Consider the following 18858-nt stretch of genomic DNA (forward strand, 5'->3'; position numbering starts at 1 on the left):
CGCCCAGACATCCCACTACACACAAACGGTTCGGAAAACGACATCCGCTCTATCGTGACAAAGCGCAAAATATCAGGCGGGACCATGAGCGACGCCGGAAAGGCCGCCCGAGATGCCATGCTCGGCCTGATGAAAACCTGCGCAAAGCTCAAGATCTCGTTCTACCGATTCCTTGGCGACCGCTTCACAGTCCAAGACGCTCCATACGTCCAAAAGCTACCAACCCTCGTCAGGCTCGCAGCAACGTAGCTGCACCGGAATGTGCCCCGGTTACAGCTAAGTCTTGCAACCGGTTGTTCCAGAGCGTCAAAATACGGGTTTGGACAAACGCCCGAGCGGTCGCAACGCATAGCATCGCGCTCGACGCCAAAAGGACATACTGAGCAAAGTGATCAGTCACACGTATGGATCGGCGGCCAAAGCCGTGCCGAACGAACCAAGAGATCACCAAGTAGTTCATTTAAGCATTTGGATATAATGTATTTGTGTGCCGGCGCCTCTGGGCACGGAGCAAGCCTATGATAAATGGATATTCCCCAAATTCCCGCGACCCGCTGCCTTCTACGGAAGTCAGCTCCGGCCCCAAAGGCCGAATACTCTATGGATAGAAGGCGTAGGGCGTGGCCCCCATAAGTTTTACGCCGCCACATGGATCAGCCCCAGGAAGCTATCGACCACCTCCGAAATCGCCCTTACCTGCTCACCAAACTTCCGGCGCCATCAAGCACCTGCGCTGAGGTCTCCGTTGTGATCTGAGCCGCCCGTCACCTCCAACAGGTCGGCATTGATGGCATCGGCGCCCGCTGGCGACCGGGGCCTCGAATTGCACATTGCATATTGATGGTCTTACCTTGCAACATACCCCCAATGGGTATAAATACCCCCACCGGGTATTATCGAGGTTTCCATGTCTGAACATCCATCCCATTCCGAACAACTACCGCGCCTGAACCGTGCTGGTGGTCAGATCGAAGGTATCAAACGGATGATCGGCGAAGGCCAGTACTGCGTCGATATTCTGAACCAGCTCAGAGCCGTTCGTAGCGCCATCAAGACCATCGAGCTTGGCGTACTAGAGACACACATGAAATCGTGCCTCGCCAAGTCTTGCGCCAGCGGCGATGACACCGCGCGCGACAAGCAACTGGCCGAAATTATGGGTCTTCTCAAGAAGTACGAATAGGAGGCCAATATGGCCGACGAGATTAACACCAGCGCCAAGACCGAACCCGACAGGGCCTCCTGCTGCGAGCACGGCAAACCTGAGGCGGAAACGTTGCCGAAGGGCATCGAAACCATAACGGCGGAACAGCGCTACACCTGCCCCATGCATCCGGACGTTCACCAGTCCGGACCAGGTCAGTGTCCGAAATGTGGTATGAACCTTGTGCCTGAAGGCGCAGACGCGTCCGAGCCGTCATCCCATGCCTGCTGTCACGGTGAACACGATCATGCGGCAGCCAAGCCACAACACGTTCCCAAGGTGGGCGGGAAGGTCAGCTACACTTGCCCGATGCATCCACAAATCCATGAAGGCAAGCCGGGGGCCTGCCCGATCTGCGGCATGGCGCTGGAACCGGAAACCGTAACGCTGGAAGACGACGGCAATCCAGAACTCAGGGACATGATGCGACGGTTCTGGGTCGCTGTGGTTTTGAGCACGCCTGTGTTCCTTTTGGCCATGGGCGAGCACCTGCCTGTGCTGGCGCATCTCATTCCGCATCAGATGTCGATCTACATCCAGATGGTGTTGGCCACGCCTGTGGTCCTATGGGCTGGCGCACCCTTCTTTGTGCGTGGCTGGAATTCGATCGTCACGCGTCATCTCAACATGTTCACCCTGATCGCCTTGGGCACTGGGGTGTCGTGGGCCTACAGCATGGTCGCAGCCCTGCTGCCCCACTTGCTGCCGGCCTCCGATATGGGCTTCCCACCGGTTTATTTTGAGGCGGCCGCGGTCATCACGACTCTGGTCCTTCTGGGGCAGGTTCTGGAGTTGAAGGCGCGATCGCAAACGGGGGACGCCATCAAGGCTTTGCTGCGCTTGGCGCCCACAACGGCGACACGTATCAGGTCAGATAGCAGCGATGAAACCGTGGCGCTTGAAGACGTGCGTATAGGCGATCGCTTACGTGTGCGGCCTGGCGAGAAGGTGCCCGTCGATGGCGAAATCATTGAAGGCCAGAGCCATATCGATGAATCGATGCTGACTGGCGAGGCCATGCCGGTGGCCAAGGCTGTCGGGGCCAAGGTCACAGGCGCCACCCTTAACCAAGCTGGCAGCTTCGTGATGAACGTCACGAGAGTGGGCAGCGATACCCTTCTGGCCCAGATCGTCGCTATGGTCAGCAAGGCGCAGCGCTCACGCGCGCCGATCCAGCGCGTTGCCGACACAGTGTCGGGCTATTTCGTGCCGATCGTTGTCGGCATCGCCGTGGTGACCGCGATCGTGTGGTATCTCTTTGGCCCTGAGCCAAAATTTGCCTATGCCTTGCTCAATGCCATCGCCGTTCTGATTATTGCCTGCCCCTGTGCGTTGGGACTGGCCACGCCGATGTCGATCATGGCGGGCACAGGTCGTGCGGCCAAGGCAGGCATTCTGATCCGCGATGCCGCCGCCCTCGAGGCTTTCCAGACGGTCGATACGCTCGTTTTCGACAAGACCGGCACGCTCACTGAAGGCAAGCCGCGCCTGATCGAGGTCAAGGCGCTTGCAGGGTTCGACACCGACCGCCTGCTCGCCCTCGCCGCCTCTTTGGAAGGCTCCAGCGAACACCCGCTGGCGACGGCCATCGTCAACGGCGCCAAGGACAAGACGCTCAGCCTGTTCAAGGCGGAAGACTTTGCCTCCATCACCGGTAAAGGGGTCACTGGCCGTATTGACGGCACGGAAACGGCTCTTGGCAATGCCGCACTCCTGAAGGACATCGGCGCGGATGAAGCGGCGCTTAATCATCTTTCCAAACCCTACCGTGACGCCGGCCAGACCGTCATCTACGTCGCCATCGAGAAAAAGGCCGCCGGCATTATCGTGGTCGCCGACCCGATCAAGTCGACTACGGCTGCAGCACTCAAGGCGCTTAAGGCCGAAGGCTTGCGCCTGGTGATGCTGACCGGCGACAATGCGGCAACAGCCCAGGCTGTCGCCAAACAACTGGGCCTTGATGAAGTCAAGGCGGATGTGCTGCCGGAAGGCAAGGCAGAGGTGGTGCAAAGCCTGATCAAGGCAGGTCGCAAGGTCGCCATGGCGGGGGATGGGGTGAACGATGCGCCAGCCCTGGCCTCGGCTACGGTGGGCATTGCCATGGGCAACGGCACCGATATCGCCATGGAAAGCGCGGGCATTACCCTGATCAAGGGCGACCTGATGGGCGTGGTTCATGCGCGAATTTTGAGCCGTGCGGTGATGACCAATATTCGGCAGAACCTGTTCTTTGCTTTCTTTTATAATGCCCTGGGCGTGCCGGTGGCGGCAGGGGTCTTATATCCCTTCTTCGGAATACTCCTCTCGCCGATTATCGCCAGTGCCGCCATGTCGTTCAGTTCTGTATCGGTCATCCTCAACGCCTTGCGTATTCGAAACGTGAAGCTCTGATTACGTTTCAGCAACCAGCAAACCAGCCGACTCTTCTATCCGCTCAACGAATGTCGCGCAAACCTCGACTTCCGCGGACGGATGGTTCAAGTCCAAACAATGTTGTTTTCAGGTGAGTCTTAAACCTGTTGTGCAAGATCATCAAAATGCAGGTCGTGGCAAAAGCCGGAGCGGTCGTAAACGCAGAGTATCGCGTTCGATGCCAAAAAGAACATACTGAGCCAATGGTCAGTCAAGCGGTCCTCATATTGTCGTAGATACCCGCCTGCGGCACGCCGCCTAGAACGCGGAAGGCCTCAACATGCGCATCGAACAGAATCTCATGCGATTGCAGCGGTTGTGAGATTGCATCCAAACCCGACCCTTTTTCGCATCCTAATATGTTTCAATATTATCCCATACGAAACCAAAGAACTGATTTATTTGGCATTTATAGACATGCCAAATGAAATTTCGACGCGAAGTGGGGGTGGGAATGGGATGCAATTTTACACAACTCAGTCTTTCAACCTGTCATGCCAGAACGTCAAAATGGTGTCTGGGCAAATGCCGGAGTGGTTCATACGGTCCATCTTGCCGCGCTCCAGATCGACCATCTCCCATGTCGAATAGCGGACATATTGCCCGCCCTTGCAGTCTTGCAATTGGACCAGTGGTCTGAGGCCATAGCCGCTGTACCCCAGACGGTCAGAAAGGTCACCTCCAATCACTTCCCTCCGGTCCAAGTTCTGCTGACAGACCTACTATTTAAAATTGGAACTCCCCAAACGCTTAACCGTCACGCATACAATTTTCCGTAAATTACATACAATTAGCGACCTTATCGATTTAGTCGCGCCTCATTGAATGGTGAAAACCTTTATGCGGCAATGTGTCGCAACGTGAATTCAGTCATTTACATACAACCCGGCTCATTCTATTTCGCCAGCAATATACACATTGTATGCATCTTGATTAGATTGCATGCGCTTTATGGAAGAGTGAATGGATCGGCTGTTGTTACCCATGGGCCTACTGTCGGCGGAAAAAGGTAGTTCCTTACTGAACTGCCAAAATGCGGCATTGCCATCACAAAAGTTTCGACGCGGGAGCGCGCAATGAATAAGACATTGCGCCTGATTGTGGCCGGGACCTGCGTTCCACTGCTACTCAGTTTAAGCGGCTGTACGGTCGAACTGCTTGATCCCAAAGGACAGATTGGGATGCAGGAGAAGGATCTGATCCTGATTGCCCTCGGGGTGATGCTGTTGGTCGTCATCCCCGTAATCATTCTGACCCTTTTCTTCGCTTGGAAATACCGCGAGTCGAACACATCTGCGACGTACGCGCCCACATGGGCGCACTCCAATCGGATCGAGATTGTGATCTGGGCCATTCCCTGCCTGATCGTCCTGGGTCTAGCGGGCCTCATCTGGGTATCCACTCACCAACTCGATCCCTACAGGCCCATAGCCTCGAAAACACCGCCTCTAGAAGTCCAGGTGGTTGCCCTCAACTGGAAGTGGTTGTTTATCTACCCCGAATATGGCATCGCCACAGTCAATCAATTGGAAATTCCGGTTGATCGTCCCGTCGCGTTCAAACTCACGGCGGAATCCATAATGAACTCGTTCTTCATTCCGCAACTCGGCAGCCAAGTCTATGCCATGGCGGGCATGCAGACCCAACTACACCTTATCGCCAATCATGAAGGAATCTACCCCGGGCGTTCTGCCGCTTTTAGCGGCCCCGGCTTTTCAGACATGCATTTCGACACGATCACGGTTTCGCCACAGGCCTTTAGCGCGTGGGTAGCTCAAGCGCAGTCGTCACCCGTTGTATTAGACGACAAGACATATGCCGCACTGGCAGCTCCCAGCATTCAGACCCAGCCCACGGTTTATGGCCGCGTATCGCCAGGACTGTTCCTGTCAGTTGTCAACCATTACATGCCTGCCCGCTCCATGGCCGGCATGGACGATAAAGACAACGACCTTTTCATGAGCGAAGCATCTATGTGCGGTCCCTCAAAGTCTTCAGAGGATAAAAACTGATGTTCGGAAAACTCACCTGGGACGCCATTCCCTGGCATGACCCTATTATCATGATTACAGGGGCGATCGTCGCTTTTGGCGGCTTGGTTCTTCTCGGACTTATCACCTATTTCGGTAAATGGAAGTACCTCTGGACCGAATGGCTGACCTCCGTCGATCACAAAAAAATCGGCGCCATGTACTTCATCATGGGCCTGATCATGTTGCTGCGCGGCTTCGCAGACGCCATCATGATGCGAACCCAGCAGGCCATGGCGGCCAATGATGCCGCCGGATACCTGCCACCGCATCATTACGATCAGATATTCACGGCGCACGGCGTCATCATGATCTTCTTCGTGGCGACGCCCTTTATCCTGGGACTGATGAACGTCATTGTGCCGTTACAGATCGGCGCACGAGACGTCGCCTTTCCATTCGTCAACAGCCTTAGTTTCTGGCTGTCGGCGGTTGGAGCCGCTCTGGTTATGGTATCGATGTTCGTTGGCGACTTCGCCGCCACCGGCTGGGTCGCTTACCCACCGTTGTCAGAACTGGGGTACAGTCCAACCGTCGGCGTGGATTACTACATCTGGTCGCTCCAGATATCCGGGATAGGAACAACTCTGACCGGGATCAATTTCATCGTCACCATTTTGCGCATGCGCGCCCCTTCGATGAAGCTCATGCAGATGCCGGTGTTCACCTGGACTGCCCTTATCACCAATATCCTGATCGTTGCGGTTTTTCCGGTCTTGACGGCGACGCTCGCCCTGCTCGCGGCCGATCGCTACCTCGACATGCATTTTTTCACCAACGAGCTTGGTGGAAACGCGATGATGTATATTAACCTGATCTGGATCTGGGGCCATCCTGAAGTCTACATCCTTATCCTGCCCTGCTTTGGCGCTTTTTCCGAGATCATCGCCACCTTCTCGCGCAAGCCTCTGTTCGGTTACGCCTCGATGGTTTACGCGACCTCCTCTATTGGTGTCCTGTCCTTCTTCGTCTGGCTGCACCACTTCTTCACCATGGGCTCCGGCGCCAATGTCAACGCCTTCTTCGGCATAATGACGACGATCATTTCCATACCGACGGGCGTCAAGCTGTTCAATTGGCTGTTCACCATGTATCGGGGCCGCATCCGCTTTCACTCGACGGTTCTGTGGACGATCGGCTTTATGGTCACTTTCGCTGTGGGAGGCATGACCGGCGTCCTGCTGGCCATACCGGGCGCTGACTTCGTCTTGCACAACTCCCTGTTTCTCGTGGCGCATTTCCATAACGTCATTATCGGCGGCGTCGTCTTCGGCTGCCTCGCGGGCATGACCTTCTGGTTCCCCAAGGTCTTCGGATTTACGCTGAACGAGTTTTGGGGCAAAGTTTCCTTCTGGTGCTGGCTGGTCGGTTACTGGCTCGCCTTCACACCGCTCTACATTCTCGGCTTCAGGGGAATGACCCGGCGTATGAACCACTACGACATCCCAGGCTGGCAGCCCTATCTGGTCGTCGCACTCGTCGGTGCCATTATAATCGGCATGGGTATCTTGGCCCTAATTATCCAGCTTGTGGTCAGCATCCGCGATCGTGAGAAGAACCGCGATTTGACAGGTGATCCTTGGGATGCACGCAGCCTTGAATGGTCGACGACATCACCCGCGCCTTTCTACAACTTCGCTCACGTCCCCGAGATCACATCGCTTGAACAGCATTGGGATGACAAGATTTCCGGTCGTGCAGGGGTTAAGCCGCTTCACTACGAGGACATTCATATGCCGAGAAATACCGCCGCTGGCGTTCTCATCTCGGGCTTCAGCCTGATTCTCTGCTTCGCTCTCGTCTGGCATATGTGGGCCATAGCCCTCATCAGTCTCGCGGCCACGATTGGGACATTTATCCACCGCAGCTATAACCGAGATGTCGACTATTGGGTGCCAGCTGCAGAGGTCGCCCGCCTGGAAAGCAACCGTTACCCCGAAAAGCAGGAGGCCTGATCCGTGGACACTTCTACGACAAATATTCCGTCCCCGTCCCATGGCGATCATGCGCATTCGCACGACGATAGTCGCAATACCGTGATGGGCTTCTGGCTCTATCTGATGAGCGACTGCCTGATCTTCTCAGTGTTGTTCGCGACCTTCGGCGTCCTGGCAGCAAATACTGCCGGCGGCCCGGACGGCAGAGACCTGTTCAAGCTCTCCTATGTTGCGGGCGAAACACTGATCCTTCTGATCACCAGTTTCACCTTCGGCATGGCTATGATTCAAATGCACGCTGGTGCGAAATCAAAAGTTATCCTGTGGCTAGCCATTACCGCCGCGTTTGGCGCAGCCTTTATCGCTATGGAGATTTATGAGTTCGCCGAGCTACTCCATGAAGGTGCCGGGCCAGGCCGCAGCGCCTTTCTGTCAGCGTACTTCGTCCTGGTCGGCACGCACGGCTTGCATGTTACCGCCGGCCTGATGTGGCTCATTACGATGATCCACCAGACGATGACGTATGGGCTCGATGGCATTGTGCGCCGTCGCCTCGCCTGTCTCAGCCTTTTCTGGCACTTTCTAGACCTTGTCTGGATCTGCGTCTTTACCTTCGTTTATTTACGTGGAATGTTGTAATGTCACCTCACCAAATTTCGGCTCCCAGAGACCACAAGAACACCCACGGAAGCGTTGCCTCCTATACCGTTGGATTTGTCGCGTCGCTGATCCTGACAGGTCTTTCCTTCGGCGCCATAATGGGCCGGTGGGTATCGCATGATATGGCCTTACCCACACTCGTTTGCCTGGCGGTCCTGCAATTACTCATTCAACTTGTATTCTTCCTGCACATGGGCACGGCGCCCGAGCAGAGAAGTGACCTCGCGGCGCTGGTTTTCACAGTTCTGATCTTGGCAACGATTGTAGCCGGCTCTCTCTGGGTGATGCACAATGCAAACATCAATATGATGCCAACTGGCATGTCGACCGATAGCGCCAAATTAAAGCCTTAGAGAACATCAGGCGGGACGGTTTAAGCCACCGGCCAGGTTAATCCGTTCCGCTGTGCCCCATAAGGATGTGAATGATCAGCGCCGAAAGACTGGCCATTCCCGCCGCCATAAGCATCACCGTTGCAAAGCCGTTAGAGTAGGCTGTGTGGGCGTACGCGGTGGCAAGCTCACCGGCCTGCGCATTCAGGTCAATCAAGGCGGAGGGCAAGTCCCCGGAAGCCACCGCGTCGGCGAACCCTGAGAGACGACCTGACTCCGCCACAGCCCCGTGAATCGATGCGGCGAGAACCGTGCTCAGAACCGTGAAGCCGAGCAAAATACCGGAAAAACGTGAGGTCGTGCTGATTCCCGAGGCCATGCCGGCACGGTCCCGTGGAACGGCACTCATGACCGCCTTTTGGGTTTCACCGTTGAGAAGGCCACCCCCACTCCCCAGCACGATCATTCCACCAAATGTGAGCCATATCGAGGCAACGTGCACCCCCCAGGCAAGTATGGCGTCTCCCCCCGATACAAGTAACAGTCCACCGACAAGAACCTGCTCAGCAGTAAAAAAGCGCTCGAGTCGCCTGCCAATCTGAGGCAGAACAAGCATGGCTACGCCGAAGGGCAACATCGAGACCCCCGCTTGCAAGGGTGTATATCCGACGCCGTTCTGCATATAAAGCGGGAGGAGAGAGGTCATCACCTGGGCGCACGAAGCATAGGCGAACATCGCTAATACCGCGCCAACGAACCTCCGAATTCTAAACAATTTCAGATCAAGCATCGGGCGCGACTGAACGCTCTCCGCGTACACAAAACAGCCTGCTGCGGTCACGCCACCGGCGAATCCCATAAGGGTAAGAAGCCCGAACCAGCCGTGTGCCTGCCCATTAATCAGGCCGAACGTAAAGCCGAACATCGCCGTGGAAAAAAGGACCATGCCCCACGGATCAAGCGCTCGCGCGTCTGCGTCCCTCGACTCATCGATCCACCGAAACACCGCCCCAGCCAGTAGAAGACAGATCGGGAGGTTGATAAAGAATGCCCACCGCCATCCGAGCGCAAAGGCAATCAAGCCACCGAGCAGCGGAGCCACCACCATGGTCAACCCCATAATGCCTCCCCAGATAGCCCAGGCACGATTGCGTAGGCGTTCTTCATGGAAAGCGTGGCCAATTACGGCCAGCGCCGGTGCCAAAAGAAAGGCCGCCCCCGCCCCCTGCAAGGCGCGTGCGCCATATAGCATGGCGGCCGACGGCGCCCATCCACACAACAACGACGCCATGGCGAAAACGCCAATCCCCACGAGGAATATCCTGCGCCGACCGAAACGGTCGGCTATGGCGCCGGCTGGCAGTAATAACGAGGCGAAAGTGAGCACATAGCTGCTCACTACCCATTCAATGTCAGCAAAACTGGCATTCAGGTCACGCGCCACGGATGGCAGGATAACGGCAACGATATTGGTGTCGAGCACGGTCATGGCGCACCCCGCCGAGCCTGCCAACAAGGTCAATAGCTGGCCAATTCCTATCTTGGCTCCCCTGGCCGTCATTCCCCTCCCTTCCCAGCCTGCGTCATGAGTCGGTGCAGCAATTGACGTGGTGGGCCTTCGGAAGACGGCGACAATGGCGGAGTCCATTGTACCGGTGGATGGTCCGTGGGCGTTAGGACGGTAGAGAACCCACAGCCGATCAGGGCCGCGAACTGGTCTGGCAGGATATGACCGACAGCGCGGATATCGCCTTCAAAACCGTAACGCTTGCGCAAGGTCTGAGCGATCGTAAAGCCTCGTCCGTCACGAAATCGAGGAAACTCAACAACCACAAGATCGAGATACGGGAGCAAGGGCAAAATGATATCTGGAGCCATATCTGGCGTCGCATATCCCCCGAGCGGCCGGGGGAGTGCCTCATGCGCAAGAGCCAGTAAGCTGCTCACGGGAATGATCATACGGGATTCAAGCACAACCTCCGCCGTGTGTTCTGCAGACGGATAGATCCATGTGTCAGGAATTTCGCGCGCGCCGGAATCAATTAACGCCATAGACCGCCTCCTTGAAGGGCGCAGAACCAAGACGACGATAGGTATCGAGAAAGCGTTCATCCTCATGTCGGTGAGCGAGATAAGCCTTGATTACGCTGTCGATCGCCTCCACGATGCGATCGGAAGACACGGCGGGACCGATGATCGCCCCGATCGAAGCTTGTTCTTCTCCGGATCCCCCCAAAGTGATCTGATAGACCTCTTCCCCGTTCTTATCGACGCCAAGAAGCCCAATGTGGCCCACATGGTGATGACCGCACGCGTTGATGCAGCCGGAGATATTCAGATCCACCGGTCCAATCAAAGCTTGCAAGTCGGGATCGGCAAAATGCCTGGCAATTCGTTGCGCCACCGGGATTGAGCGCGCCGTTGCAAGAGCGCAGTAATCCATGCCGGGGCAACTGATAATGTCGGTGACGAGCCCAATGTTTCCGGTGGCCAGTCTGGCGTCCACGAGTGCGCGCCACAACTCGTTGAGCTGGTCTTTCCGGACGTGCGGCAAAATCAGATTCTGCTCGTGCGAAACTCTTATCTCGCCAAAGGAATAGGAGTCGGCCAGCTTTGCCACTGCGTCCATTTCGTTCGCGCTGATATCACCTGGAATCCCGCCGGCTGGCTTGAGCGAAATAACGACGCTAGCGTAGCCATTAGCCTTGTGGGGGTGCGTATTCGTCTTTCGCCACGCTCGAAAGGCGCGATCTGCGGCTTCGGCCATGTCACGACTATCGGTATCGGGCAGCCGGCTTTCTAAAGGCGGAGGCGTGAAACGCGCCGCCATGGCGGCAATGATATCATCGCCAAGCACATTATGTTCGGCAGGCAAGGCAGCAAATTCATCCTCAATCATCGCAATGAAGGTTTCGCTCTTCATGTCTCGGATCAGTATCTTAATACGCGCCTTGTAAATGTTATCGCGGCGCCCCAATGCGTTATAGACGCGCAGAATGGCTTCAACGTAGCGCAGCAAATCACGAACGGGCAGCCAATTGCGGACTTTGATCCCAACCACTGGCGTTCTGCCAAGCCCGCCACCGGCGAAGATCTGGAAGCCGGCTTCTCCCTCGGCGTTTCGGCTGCCAATAATACCGATGTCGTGCACCCGGATTGCGGCCCGGTCCTGTGGCGATCCGGTTATCGCGATCTTGAACTTACGCGGCAGGTACGTGAACTCGGGATGGTCCGTCGACCACTGCCTCAGGATTTCGGCATAGAGTCTTGGGTCAAGCAGCTCTTCCGCCGCGGCGCCGGCAAAATGATCTGTCGTCACATTGCGCACGCAGTTACCGCTCGTCTGGATACAATGCAGGTCCGCTTCCGCCAGCACTGCCAGGATGTCGGGTACGTCCTGAAGGCGCGGCCAGTTGAATTGAATATTTTGTCGCGTGGTGAAATGCCCATAACCACGATCATAATAGCGCGCGACATACGCAAGCTGCCGCATCTGTGCGGCGCTAACCACCCCATAAGGCAATGCCACCCGCAGCATGTAGCCGTGCAGTTGCAGGTAGAGTCCGTTCATCAACCGCAATGGCTTGAACTCATCCTCGCTGAGTTCCCCCAATAGACGGCGGTTGACCTGATCACGAAAGGTAGCTGCCCGATTACGCAAAAACTGGCGATCATATTCATCGTAGCGATAAATGCCGGCATACGGCGATTGTGAATAGGTCGACGGCGGGGCTGGATGCGGACCTGTTGCCCAACGATCAGACGACGATGCGCTCTGCAAATCGTCGCGAATGCTGGGGCCAGTGCTGCGTAAACGCTCGCGCCGTGCACTCGGCATCCCCGTCTCCGTCGCAATCGGCACTGCCCTTATATCGACCGCGAAGCTTGCATGGGTCTCTCCGAGTCCCTCAAACTTCGCGGGCATATCGTCCTGCGCAAATCTAGCCGCATCTTCGAGGATTTCCGACCAAGCGCCTTCGCGGTCCAGCCACACAACGACACCATCGGCTAATCTGTTAGCCGTCACAACTATTTGTTCCACTGAGATAATTTCCTGTTAAGCGGCGGTTGTAAGAGCGTCAGGCGCCAAGCGTTTCATGACTTCAGACAATGCGGTCACAAGGTCGGTCATATGCCGTTCTGTGTGAAACGGTGTTGGCGTAAGCCTCAGACGTTCACTGCCGACTGGCACAGTCGGATAGTTAATCGGCTGCACATAAATGCCATAGTCCGACAAAAGGATTTCACTGGCCCTCCGGCATCGGTGGGCGTCGCCGATCAGAATGGGCAGGATATGGGTTTCGGTGTCCATGACCGGCAATCCGGCCTCCTGCAACATCCCCTTCAACTTAGCCACGTTCCTTTGATGCTGCATGCGCTCGACACTGCTCACTTTGAGGTGCTGAATGGCCGCCGTCGCACCCGCTGCCAGGTGAGGACATAGTGACGTTGAGAAAATAAAACTGTCGGCCGCGCTTCGAATGACATCTATCAGCAGGGACGGTCCCGCGACATATCCCCCCATAACGCCGAATGCCTTGGCCAAGGTACCTTCAATGATCGTCAGACGATCGACAATTCCCCTCTGCTCGGCAATACCGCCGCCATGCGCACCGTATAGGCCTACGGCATGCACTTCATCGAGATAGGTCAATGCGCCGTAACGGTCGGCCACGTCGCAGATGTCTGCGATTGGCGATATGTCGCCATCCATAGAATAGACACTTTCAAAAGCGACTATTTTTGGTCTTTCTGGATCAACGGCCCGCATCAGGCTGTCCAAGTGCTCGACATCGTTGTGCCGAAAAATAAATTTCTCAGCCCCCGACCTGCGAATCCCTTCGATCATCGAGTTATGGTTCAGTTCGTCGGAGAAAATCGCGCAATCAGGCAGGAGTTTTCCCAAAGTGCCAAGTGCTGCCAGGTTGGAGATCCAACCCGAGGTAAAGATGAGGGCAGCTTCCTTGCGATGCAAATCGGCCAGCTCCGCTTCAAGGGCGACATGCTGCCTCTGCGTTCCGGAGATATTCCGCGTCCCCCCCGTGCCTGCCCCGGACATATCGAGAGTCGCGTGCATGGCAGCGAGGACAGCCGGATGTTGCCCCATGCCCAGGTAGTCATTGCTGCACCAGACGGTCACGGGCGCCGTCTCGCCATTCGCGCCATGCCACAATGCAACGGGGAACTCCCCGGCAAGTCTTTCCAGCTCAATGAATGTACGATAGCGCCCGTCGAGCTTAAGCTGACTGATAAATGATTCGAATTGACTGAGAATGGTCATCACTATTCCACCGAAGAAGATCAAAATCGACAAGTAAGTCTTGTCAAAACGCAATAGGGCATACAATGTCCATATATATGGAGAAGGGTGCTGTGACAATGACAAATGCCGACAACAATTCTGAACTGAGGGACGCATGGCTGCCGATCGTGCGCCGATCGGGCGGACCTATGTATCTGGCGATTGCCGATGCGCTTGCCATGGACATTGCCTCCGGACGCTTGAGCGCCGGGGTGCGCCTGCCTCCCCAGCGCAGCCTTGCCGAGACCCTTGAAATTGACTTCACGACTGTGAGCCGCGCCTACGCGGAGGCCCGAAAACGTGGTCTGGTGGAAGGGCGGGTAGGCCAGGGAACCTATGTAAGAAGCCAGATAACGCCGCCTCCAGCGAAAACGGGGCTGGTTGATATGAGCATGAACCTGCCGCCACGCTTCGATCTGCCGCTTCTCGAAACGCGTCTATGGGATGACATAAACAGCCTGCGTCAGGACGGCGGAATCAATCTGCTTTTGCGCTACCAGGAACCTGGTGGCAGTGCACGTGACCGGGCAGCCGGCGCGACCTGGTTGAAGCCCCGCTTACCCGATGCGACATTTGAACGCATATTGGTCTGTCCGGGCGCTCAGGGCGCTCTAATGGCTCTGGTTGGCGCTTTGGCGGCGCCAGGCGAAACAATTCTGTGCGAGCCGCTCACTTATCCTGGCATGATTTCCCTTGCCGCCCACCTACGCCTGAAGCTGAGTCCGGTCGCCTGCGACTCCTCCGGTCTGCTCCCCGAAGCCTTCGAAGCCGCTTGCCTGAGCGAAGCACCAAAGGCCCTATACTGCACGCCGACTTTGCAAAATCCGACAACAATCACATTGCCGACTGAGCGCCGAGAGGCGCTCGTCCGGATCGCCCGCAAATATGCAGTCCCGATCATTGAGGATGATCCTTACGGCGCGTTGCCAAAGGCCCCTTTGCCTCCCTTGGCTAACATTGGCCCCGACATAGTCTATCACATCGCAAGTCTCTCCAAGACCGTGTCGCCGGCGCTCCGCATCGCATACCTGGTTTTGCCTGATGCGCGGGCCGCTTCACGCCTCGCCGGCGCCATCCGAGCCACGGCGGCCCTGGCACCTCCATTAACCGCCGCCATCTCGACACGCTGGATAGAAAGCGGCACCGCGTTCGACGTGCTTGCCGCCATACGTGCCGAGACCCACGCCCGACAGGCCATTGTCCGCGCGACGCTCCCGGCTGAAGCGATACAGACGGACCCTGAGGGCTACCATCTCTGGCTTAGATTGAGCGACGCCTGGACCCGGAGCGAATTTACCGCCCATCTACGCACGCGAAATATCAGTGTGGTCGCAAGCGATGCCTTTGCCGTCGGCACCGCTCCCGAAGCCGTTCGACTTGGACTTGGGGCGGCCACGACAAGAGCCGAGTTGACACAAAGTCTCCAGATCGTGGCCGATGCCCTCGCTCAGTCGCCCGCGCTATCGAGCCTAGTTGTTTAGATCTCGCCACGCCCCGACAAAGGCCTCGGCGCGCGTCTTTACACTCTCAACGGAATCGCCTGCCGAGTATAAACCGCCTCCTGTGCCAAAACCACTCGCTCCGGCGTCAAACCAGGGCTTCATCGCCGCCGGCGTTATACCGCCCGTTGGCAGGAGCGGAATATTTCGGGCGAAAACGGCGCGCCAGGCCTTCAGTACGCTCGGCGACATGGCTTCCGCCGGAAACAGCTTCAATCCATTGGCCCCCGCTTCCAATGCGGAAAATCCTTCTGTTGGTGTCGCTACTCCGGGAAAACATGCCGCTCCACGGGCGGCGGCTTGCCGAATGACGGCCGTGTCCGCGTGAGGCGTTACGATGAGCCTCCCCCCCGCAGCCACTACATCGTTTACACTGTCGGCAGACATGACCGTACCTGCACCGATCAAGGCTTGCGCCCCGAACCGCTCGGCCAGTCGCGAAATGCTCTCTAAGGGCCTGGGCGAATTGAGCGGGACTTCGATAAGTCGGAACCCGGCTTCAACCAGAACCTCAGCGACCGCCTCGACCTCCTCCGGCGTAATATGCCTCAATACAGCGATCAATGGCATTTGCGTGAATGCCACCTGTGGGTCGATTGGCGCGGCTGTGTTTGTCATGGACATCTCTAATTCGTTTATGAGGGGGACAAATTGCATGCACATGAAAATCATATGTATGCATCTTGCATGTATTTTATGTTGATTGTGTATGCAAGTCCAATTATAACGCTCGCCATGCAAAACCCTATGAACCGCGCCATGCCCCCTCGTCCTGCCACCAAACCAGGCAACCCCAATTTTTCCTCGGGTCCATGCGCCAAACGCCCCGGCTGGCGAGCAAGCGATCTTGATTCTGCCATCCTTGGCCGCTCTCACCGTTCGCCAATCGCCAAGACTCGCATCAATGCGGTCGTCAGCCTGACACGTGAGGTGCTGGGTATTCCCCAGGATTATCGGATCGGTATCGTCCCTGGATCCGATACCGGCGCAATGGAGATGGCGTTGTGGAATTTGCTCGGGTCGCGCGGTGTCGATGTGCTGGCGTGGGACGTGTTCGGGGCAGAGTGGGTCAGGGACGCAGCAATGGAACTTCAGTTGACCGATTTGCGTGTTTTTCAGGCGCCCTATGGTCAGCTGCCAGATTTGTCCCAGACGTCGGCGGACCGAGATATAGTTTTTACGTGGAACGGGACATCTACAGGTGTGCGCGTCCCTAATGCTGATTGGATTTCAGACGCGCGCACCGGATTGACTATCTGTGATGCGACATCTGCAGCCTTTGCCATGGCCTTGCCCTGGGAAAAACTCGATGTAACAACATGGTCATGGCAGAAGGTCCTGGGCGGCGAAGGGGCCCATGGTGTCATCGTTTTAAGTCCGCGCGCGATCAAACGATTGACTACCTATCGTCCGCCTCGCCCCATTCCTAAAATCTTCCGCCTCACAGACGGTAATACTGTCAAGGAAGGCATTTTCACCGGTGACACGATCAATACACCGTCAATGCTCGTGATCGAAGATGCGCTTGATGGATTGGCTTGGGCGAAATCAATCGGTGGCGTTCCCGCGCTGGTTCGTCACGGCGAAGCCAATCTAGATTTACTTTCAAACTGGATTGAGAAGAGCAAATGGGCTTCGTTCCTGGCAGAGGCGCCCGACACACGATCAACGACTTCGCTGTGCGTGAAAGTGGGTGAGGCTGACGTCTTGCGATGGCCTCGCATGCAACAGGAAGCTCTGATCCGCGGTGTAACCGAATATCTTGAGACAGAAGGCGCAGCCTATGACATCGCGGCCTACCGCGGCGTGACCATTGGATTTCGGCTATGGGCGGGCGCAACTGTCGCCACAGCAGACCTTAGCGTGGCGCTCGATTGGCTCGACTACGCGTACTTTATCGTAAAATCTCGTCTCGCGCCCGGTCCAACTTCACAGGTTTCCAAGTAAGCGTATTTGAGGAGTTAACTCGTGAGACACAGTGTTTTTCCCAAGGGAGCAGCTTAGTGAGCTTGTTCTGGAGCCCAAGAGTCGCAAGTTTGACCCCCTACGCGCCTGGTGAGCAGCCGTTGCAGACGGGTTTGATAAAAATCAACACGAATGAAAGCCCGTTCAGCCCAACGCCAGCTGTTCAGCGTGCGATCAGGGATGCGGTGAATAGCGATCTGCGCCTTTATCCTGACCCTAATGCCTTCCTCCTAAGGCAGGCGATCAGTCAGGCCCACGGCGTGAATATCGATGAAGTCTTTGTTGGAAATGGCTCGGATGAGGTGCTGGGGCACGCAATCAGCGCCCTTATGGACCACGGCGCCCCGGTTCTTCTGCCAGATATAACCTACGGCTTTTATCAAATCTGGTGCGCACTATACGGGATCGATTTTAAGCTGATCCCCCTTAACGCAGATTTTGACATTGAAACAGATGATTATCGGCAAGCGGCCGGTGGAATCATAATCGCTAATCCGAACGCACCAACCGGCCGTTTCCTGTCTGTGCAACAGATCACGGGCCTTTTGGAACTTCACCCCGGACGCGTTCTGATCGTTGACGAGGCCTATGGCGATTTTTGCGATCAAAGTGCAGTCCAGCTTATACAACACTTCCCCAATCTGCTGGTCACGCGGACTTTTTCAAAGTCACGCGCGCTCGCGGGGATGCGGATCGGCTACGCGCTTGGTCAAAAGCCGTTGATCGAGGGGTTGGAACGTGTAAAGGGCTGCTTCACGCCCTATCCGGTCGACAGGCTAGCGCAGATAGCCGGTGCTGCCGCCATTGCTGACCCAAATTACAGAGAACAGATCGACGCCATCGTTTCCGAACGCATCCGATTGAGTGACACCCTTTTGGCACTTGGCTTTGACGTCGTACCCTCTTCAGCCAATTTCATTCTCACCAGGCATCCTAAGCTACCTGGTATTGACCTTTATAATGCCTTGCGTAGGCGCGATATCCTTGTTCGGCATTTCTCCACCCCACGCCTGCAAACCTACATCCGCATCACTGTCGGAACCACCGCGCAAATGGGACAACTGGCCAAAACCCTAACCGATCTCCTTTTCTAAGATTATCAGGACGACCTTCCCTGTGACGGTCTGCCGTTGAACTCTAACAGACGGAGATCCACGCGGAGGCGGATTAAAACTTCTAAGATACCGGCTGCAATCTTGTCGCCCGTGATTAGCTTGCCACTAAAGAACGGCGTTTTTTAACGCTGTTTATTAGGTGGACCCCGTCAGTTGGACAGAAAGTGGGCTGACTTAAGATAGAGAGTCTTGCCGGTTAATTGTCGCTGGCGATTTTGCCAGAATGTCGGTGTTTCAGGCTACCATCTTTCCTTGATCGATTGAATCCCTTTCTTGCTGTTGAGGCTGTGGGGATGTGTGTAACGCGCTTGCGTTATGCACATATCCACAGGCGCGGCCCGCTTCAAAAATTTGCCTCGGGGTCTTGTAGTCGAGAGCCTGGTGCTTTCTCTGGTCGTTATA

General features: G+C 56.2%; 16 protein-coding genes and 2 pseudogenes. 10 read left to right on the forward strand and 8 right to left on the reverse strand.

Annotated features, from left to right (window positions below):
- From B060_RS0122210 to B060_RS0122220, 3 genes and pseudogenes are all read left to right on the forward strand, one after another.
- Positions 1 to 249 (forward strand): annotated as a pseudogene (locus tag B060_RS0122210) (hypothetical protein); the annotation flags it as partial.
- 658 nt (positions 250 to 907) lie between these two features.
- The gene (locus B060_RS0122215; RefSeq protein ID WP_018084009.1) at positions 908 to 1183 is read left to right on the forward strand and encodes a metal-sensitive transcriptional regulator; all 276 of its coding nucleotides are present in this window, start codon (positions 908 to 910) and stop codon (positions 1181 to 1183) included.
- A 9-nt stretch (positions 1184 to 1192) separates the two neighbouring features.
- On the forward strand, positions 1193 to 3595 hold the full coding sequence (locus B060_RS0122220; RefSeq protein WP_018084010.1) for a copper-transporting P-type ATPase: 2403 nt from the start codon (positions 1193 to 1195) through the stop codon (positions 3593 to 3595).
- Positions 3596 to 3827: 232 nt separating this feature from the next.
- Here the strand turns inward: B060_RS0122220 and B060_RS28285 are convergent, their stop codons facing one another.
- Together B060_RS28285 and B060_RS0122230 are read right to left on the reverse strand one after the other, a co-directional pair.
- Positions 3828 to 3950, reverse strand: coding sequence for a hypothetical protein (locus tag B060_RS28285; protein ID WP_018084011.1), 123 nt, complete (start codon positions 3948 to 3950; stop codon positions 3828 to 3830).
- A 142-nt stretch (positions 3951 to 4092) separates the two neighbouring features.
- Positions 4093 to 4305 carry a hypothetical protein gene (locus B060_RS0122230; RefSeq protein WP_155847985.1) on the reverse strand — a complete coding sequence of 71 codons (213 nt, stop codon included), beginning with the start codon at positions 4303 to 4305 and terminating at the stop codon, positions 4093 to 4095.
- Between the two features lie 387 nt (positions 4306 to 4692).
- On the opposite strand from B060_RS0122230, the gene cyoA reads away from it, so the two are divergent.
- From cyoA to cyoD, 4 genes are read left to right on the forward strand one after another with little or no spacing between them, the layout of a single operon-like run.
- Entirely contained in the window at positions 4693 to 5628 is a 936-nt protein-coding gene (cyoA, locus tag B060_RS0122235; RefSeq protein WP_018084013.1) for a ubiquinol oxidase subunit II, read from the forward strand.
- Positions 5628 to 7601 carry a cytochrome o ubiquinol oxidase subunit I gene (gene cyoB / locus B060_RS0122240; protein WP_018084014.1) on the forward strand — a complete coding sequence of 658 codons (1974 nt, stop codon included), beginning with the start codon at positions 5628 to 5630 and terminating at the stop codon, positions 7599 to 7601. Before cyoA ends, cyoB begins: the two co-directional genes overlap by 1 nt.
- Positions 7602 to 7604: 3 nt before the next feature.
- Complete coding sequence (gene cyoC / locus B060_RS0122245) at positions 7605 to 8222, forward strand: cytochrome o ubiquinol oxidase subunit III (RefSeq protein WP_026173064.1); 618 nt, start codon at positions 7605 to 7607, stop codon at positions 8220 to 8222.
- Entirely contained in the window at positions 8222 to 8596 is a 375-nt protein-coding gene (gene cyoD / locus B060_RS0122250) for a cytochrome o ubiquinol oxidase subunit IV (RefSeq protein ID WP_018084016.1), read from the forward strand. The genes cyoC and cyoD overlap by 1 nt, the downstream gene beginning before the upstream one ends.
- Positions 8597 to 8633: 37 nt before the next feature.
- Here the strand turns inward: cyoD and B060_RS0122255 are convergent, their stop codons facing one another.
- From B060_RS0122255 to hemA, 5 genes and pseudogenes are all read right to left on the reverse strand, one after another.
- A complete protein-coding gene (locus B060_RS0122255) occupies positions 8634 to 10064 on the reverse strand; it encodes an MFS transporter (protein ID WP_201768146.1) in 1431 nt (476 codons plus the stop codon).
- Between the two features lie 68 nt (positions 10065 to 10132).
- Positions 10133 to 10627: a DUF934 domain-containing protein gene (locus tag B060_RS25620; protein WP_018084018.1), complete on the reverse strand. Its 495-nt coding sequence runs from the start codon at positions 10625 to 10627 to the stop codon at positions 10133 to 10135.
- Positions 10614 to 12269, reverse strand: a complete 1656-nt coding sequence (locus B060_RS0122265; protein WP_413783260.1) for a nitrite/sulfite reductase — start codon at positions 12267 to 12269, stop codon at positions 10614 to 10616. The genes B060_RS25620 and B060_RS0122265 overlap by 14 nt, the downstream gene beginning before the upstream one ends.
- 105 nt (positions 12270 to 12374) lie before the next feature.
- Positions 12375 to 12617 (reverse strand): annotated as a pseudogene (locus tag B060_RS28570) (DUF2849 domain-containing protein); the annotation flags it as partial.
- Between the two features lie 15 nt (positions 12618 to 12632).
- On the reverse strand, positions 12633 to 13856 hold the full coding sequence (gene hemA / locus B060_RS0122270) for a 5-aminolevulinate synthase (protein ID WP_026173068.1): 1224 nt from the start codon (positions 13854 to 13856) through the stop codon (positions 12633 to 12635).
- A 98-nt stretch (positions 13857 to 13954) separates the two neighbouring features.
- On the opposite strand from hemA, the gene B060_RS0122275 reads away from it, so the two are divergent.
- Complete coding sequence (locus B060_RS0122275; protein ID WP_031221501.1) at positions 13955 to 15358, forward strand: aminotransferase-like domain-containing protein; 1404 nt, start codon at positions 13955 to 13957, stop codon at positions 15356 to 15358.
- Here the strand turns inward: B060_RS0122275 and B060_RS0122280 are convergent.
- The gene (locus tag B060_RS0122280) at positions 15347 to 15994 is read right to left on the reverse strand and encodes a 2-dehydro-3-deoxy-6-phosphogalactonate aldolase (protein ID WP_051081139.1); all 648 of its coding nucleotides are present in this window, start codon (positions 15992 to 15994) and stop codon (positions 15347 to 15349) included. The two genes, B060_RS0122275 and B060_RS0122280, sit on opposite strands and share 12 nt — an antisense overlap.
- Before the next feature lie 129 nt (positions 15995 to 16123).
- On the opposite strand from B060_RS0122280, the gene B060_RS0122285 reads away from it, so the two are divergent.
- Both B060_RS0122285 and hisC read left to right on the forward strand, forming a co-directional pair.
- Positions 16124 to 17323, forward strand: coding sequence for a phosphoserine transaminase (locus B060_RS0122285; protein WP_026173071.1), 1200 nt, complete (start codon positions 16124 to 16126; stop codon positions 17321 to 17323).
- Positions 17324 to 17412: 89 nt separating this feature from the next.
- The gene (gene hisC, locus B060_RS0122290) at positions 17413 to 18435 is read left to right on the forward strand and encodes a histidinol-phosphate transaminase (protein WP_201768148.1); all 1023 of its coding nucleotides are present in this window, start codon (positions 17413 to 17415) and stop codon (positions 18433 to 18435) included.
- The last annotated feature ends 423 nt before the right edge of the window (positions 18436 to 18858 follow it).

The sequence above is a fragment of the Asticcacaulis benevestitus DSM 16100 = ATCC BAA-896 genome, assembly GCF_000376105.1.
GTDB lineage: Bacteria > Pseudomonadota > Alphaproteobacteria > Caulobacterales > Caulobacteraceae > Asticcacaulis > Asticcacaulis benevestitus.

Bases quoted from the DNA above. Each gene is read 5' to 3' on its own strand.
- B060_RS0122215 (WP_018084009.1), top strand. From the start codon at position 908: ATGTCTGAACATCCATCCCATTCCGAACAACTACCGCGCCTGAACCGT.
- B060_RS0122220 (WP_018084010.1), top strand. From the start codon at position 1,193: ATGGCCGACGAGATTAACACCAGCGCCAAGACCGAACCCGACAGGGCC.
- cyoA (WP_018084013.1), top strand. From the start codon at position 4,693: ATGAATAAGACATTGCGCCTGATTGTGGCCGGGACCTGCGTTCCACTG.
- cyoB (WP_018084014.1), top strand. From the start codon at position 5,628: ATGTTCGGAAAACTCACCTGGGACGCCATTCCCTGGCATGACCCTATT.
- cyoD (WP_018084016.1), top strand. From the start codon at position 8,222: ATGTCACCTCACCAAATTTCGGCTCCCAGAGACCACAAGAACACCCAC.
- B060_RS0122255 (WP_201768146.1), bottom strand. From the start codon at position 10,064: ATGACCGTGCTCGACACCAATATCGTTGCCGTTATCCTGCCATCCGTG.
- B060_RS25620 (WP_018084018.1), bottom strand. From the start codon at position 10,627: ATGGCGTTAATTGATTCCGGCGCGCGCGAAATTCCTGACACATGGATC.
- hemA (WP_026173068.1), bottom strand. From the start codon at position 13,856: ATGACCATTCTCAGTCAATTCGAATCATTTATCAGTCAGCTTAAGCTC.
- B060_RS0122275 (WP_031221501.1), top strand. From the start codon at position 13,955: ATGACAAATGCCGACAACAATTCTGAACTGAGGGACGCATGGCTGCCG.
- B060_RS0122280 (WP_051081139.1), bottom strand. From the start codon at position 15,994: ATGACAAACACAGCCGCGCCAATCGACCCACAGGTGGCATTCACGCAA.
- B060_RS0122285 (WP_026173071.1), top strand. From the start codon at position 16,124: ATGAACCGCGCCATGCCCCCTCGTCCTGCCACCAAACCAGGCAACCCC.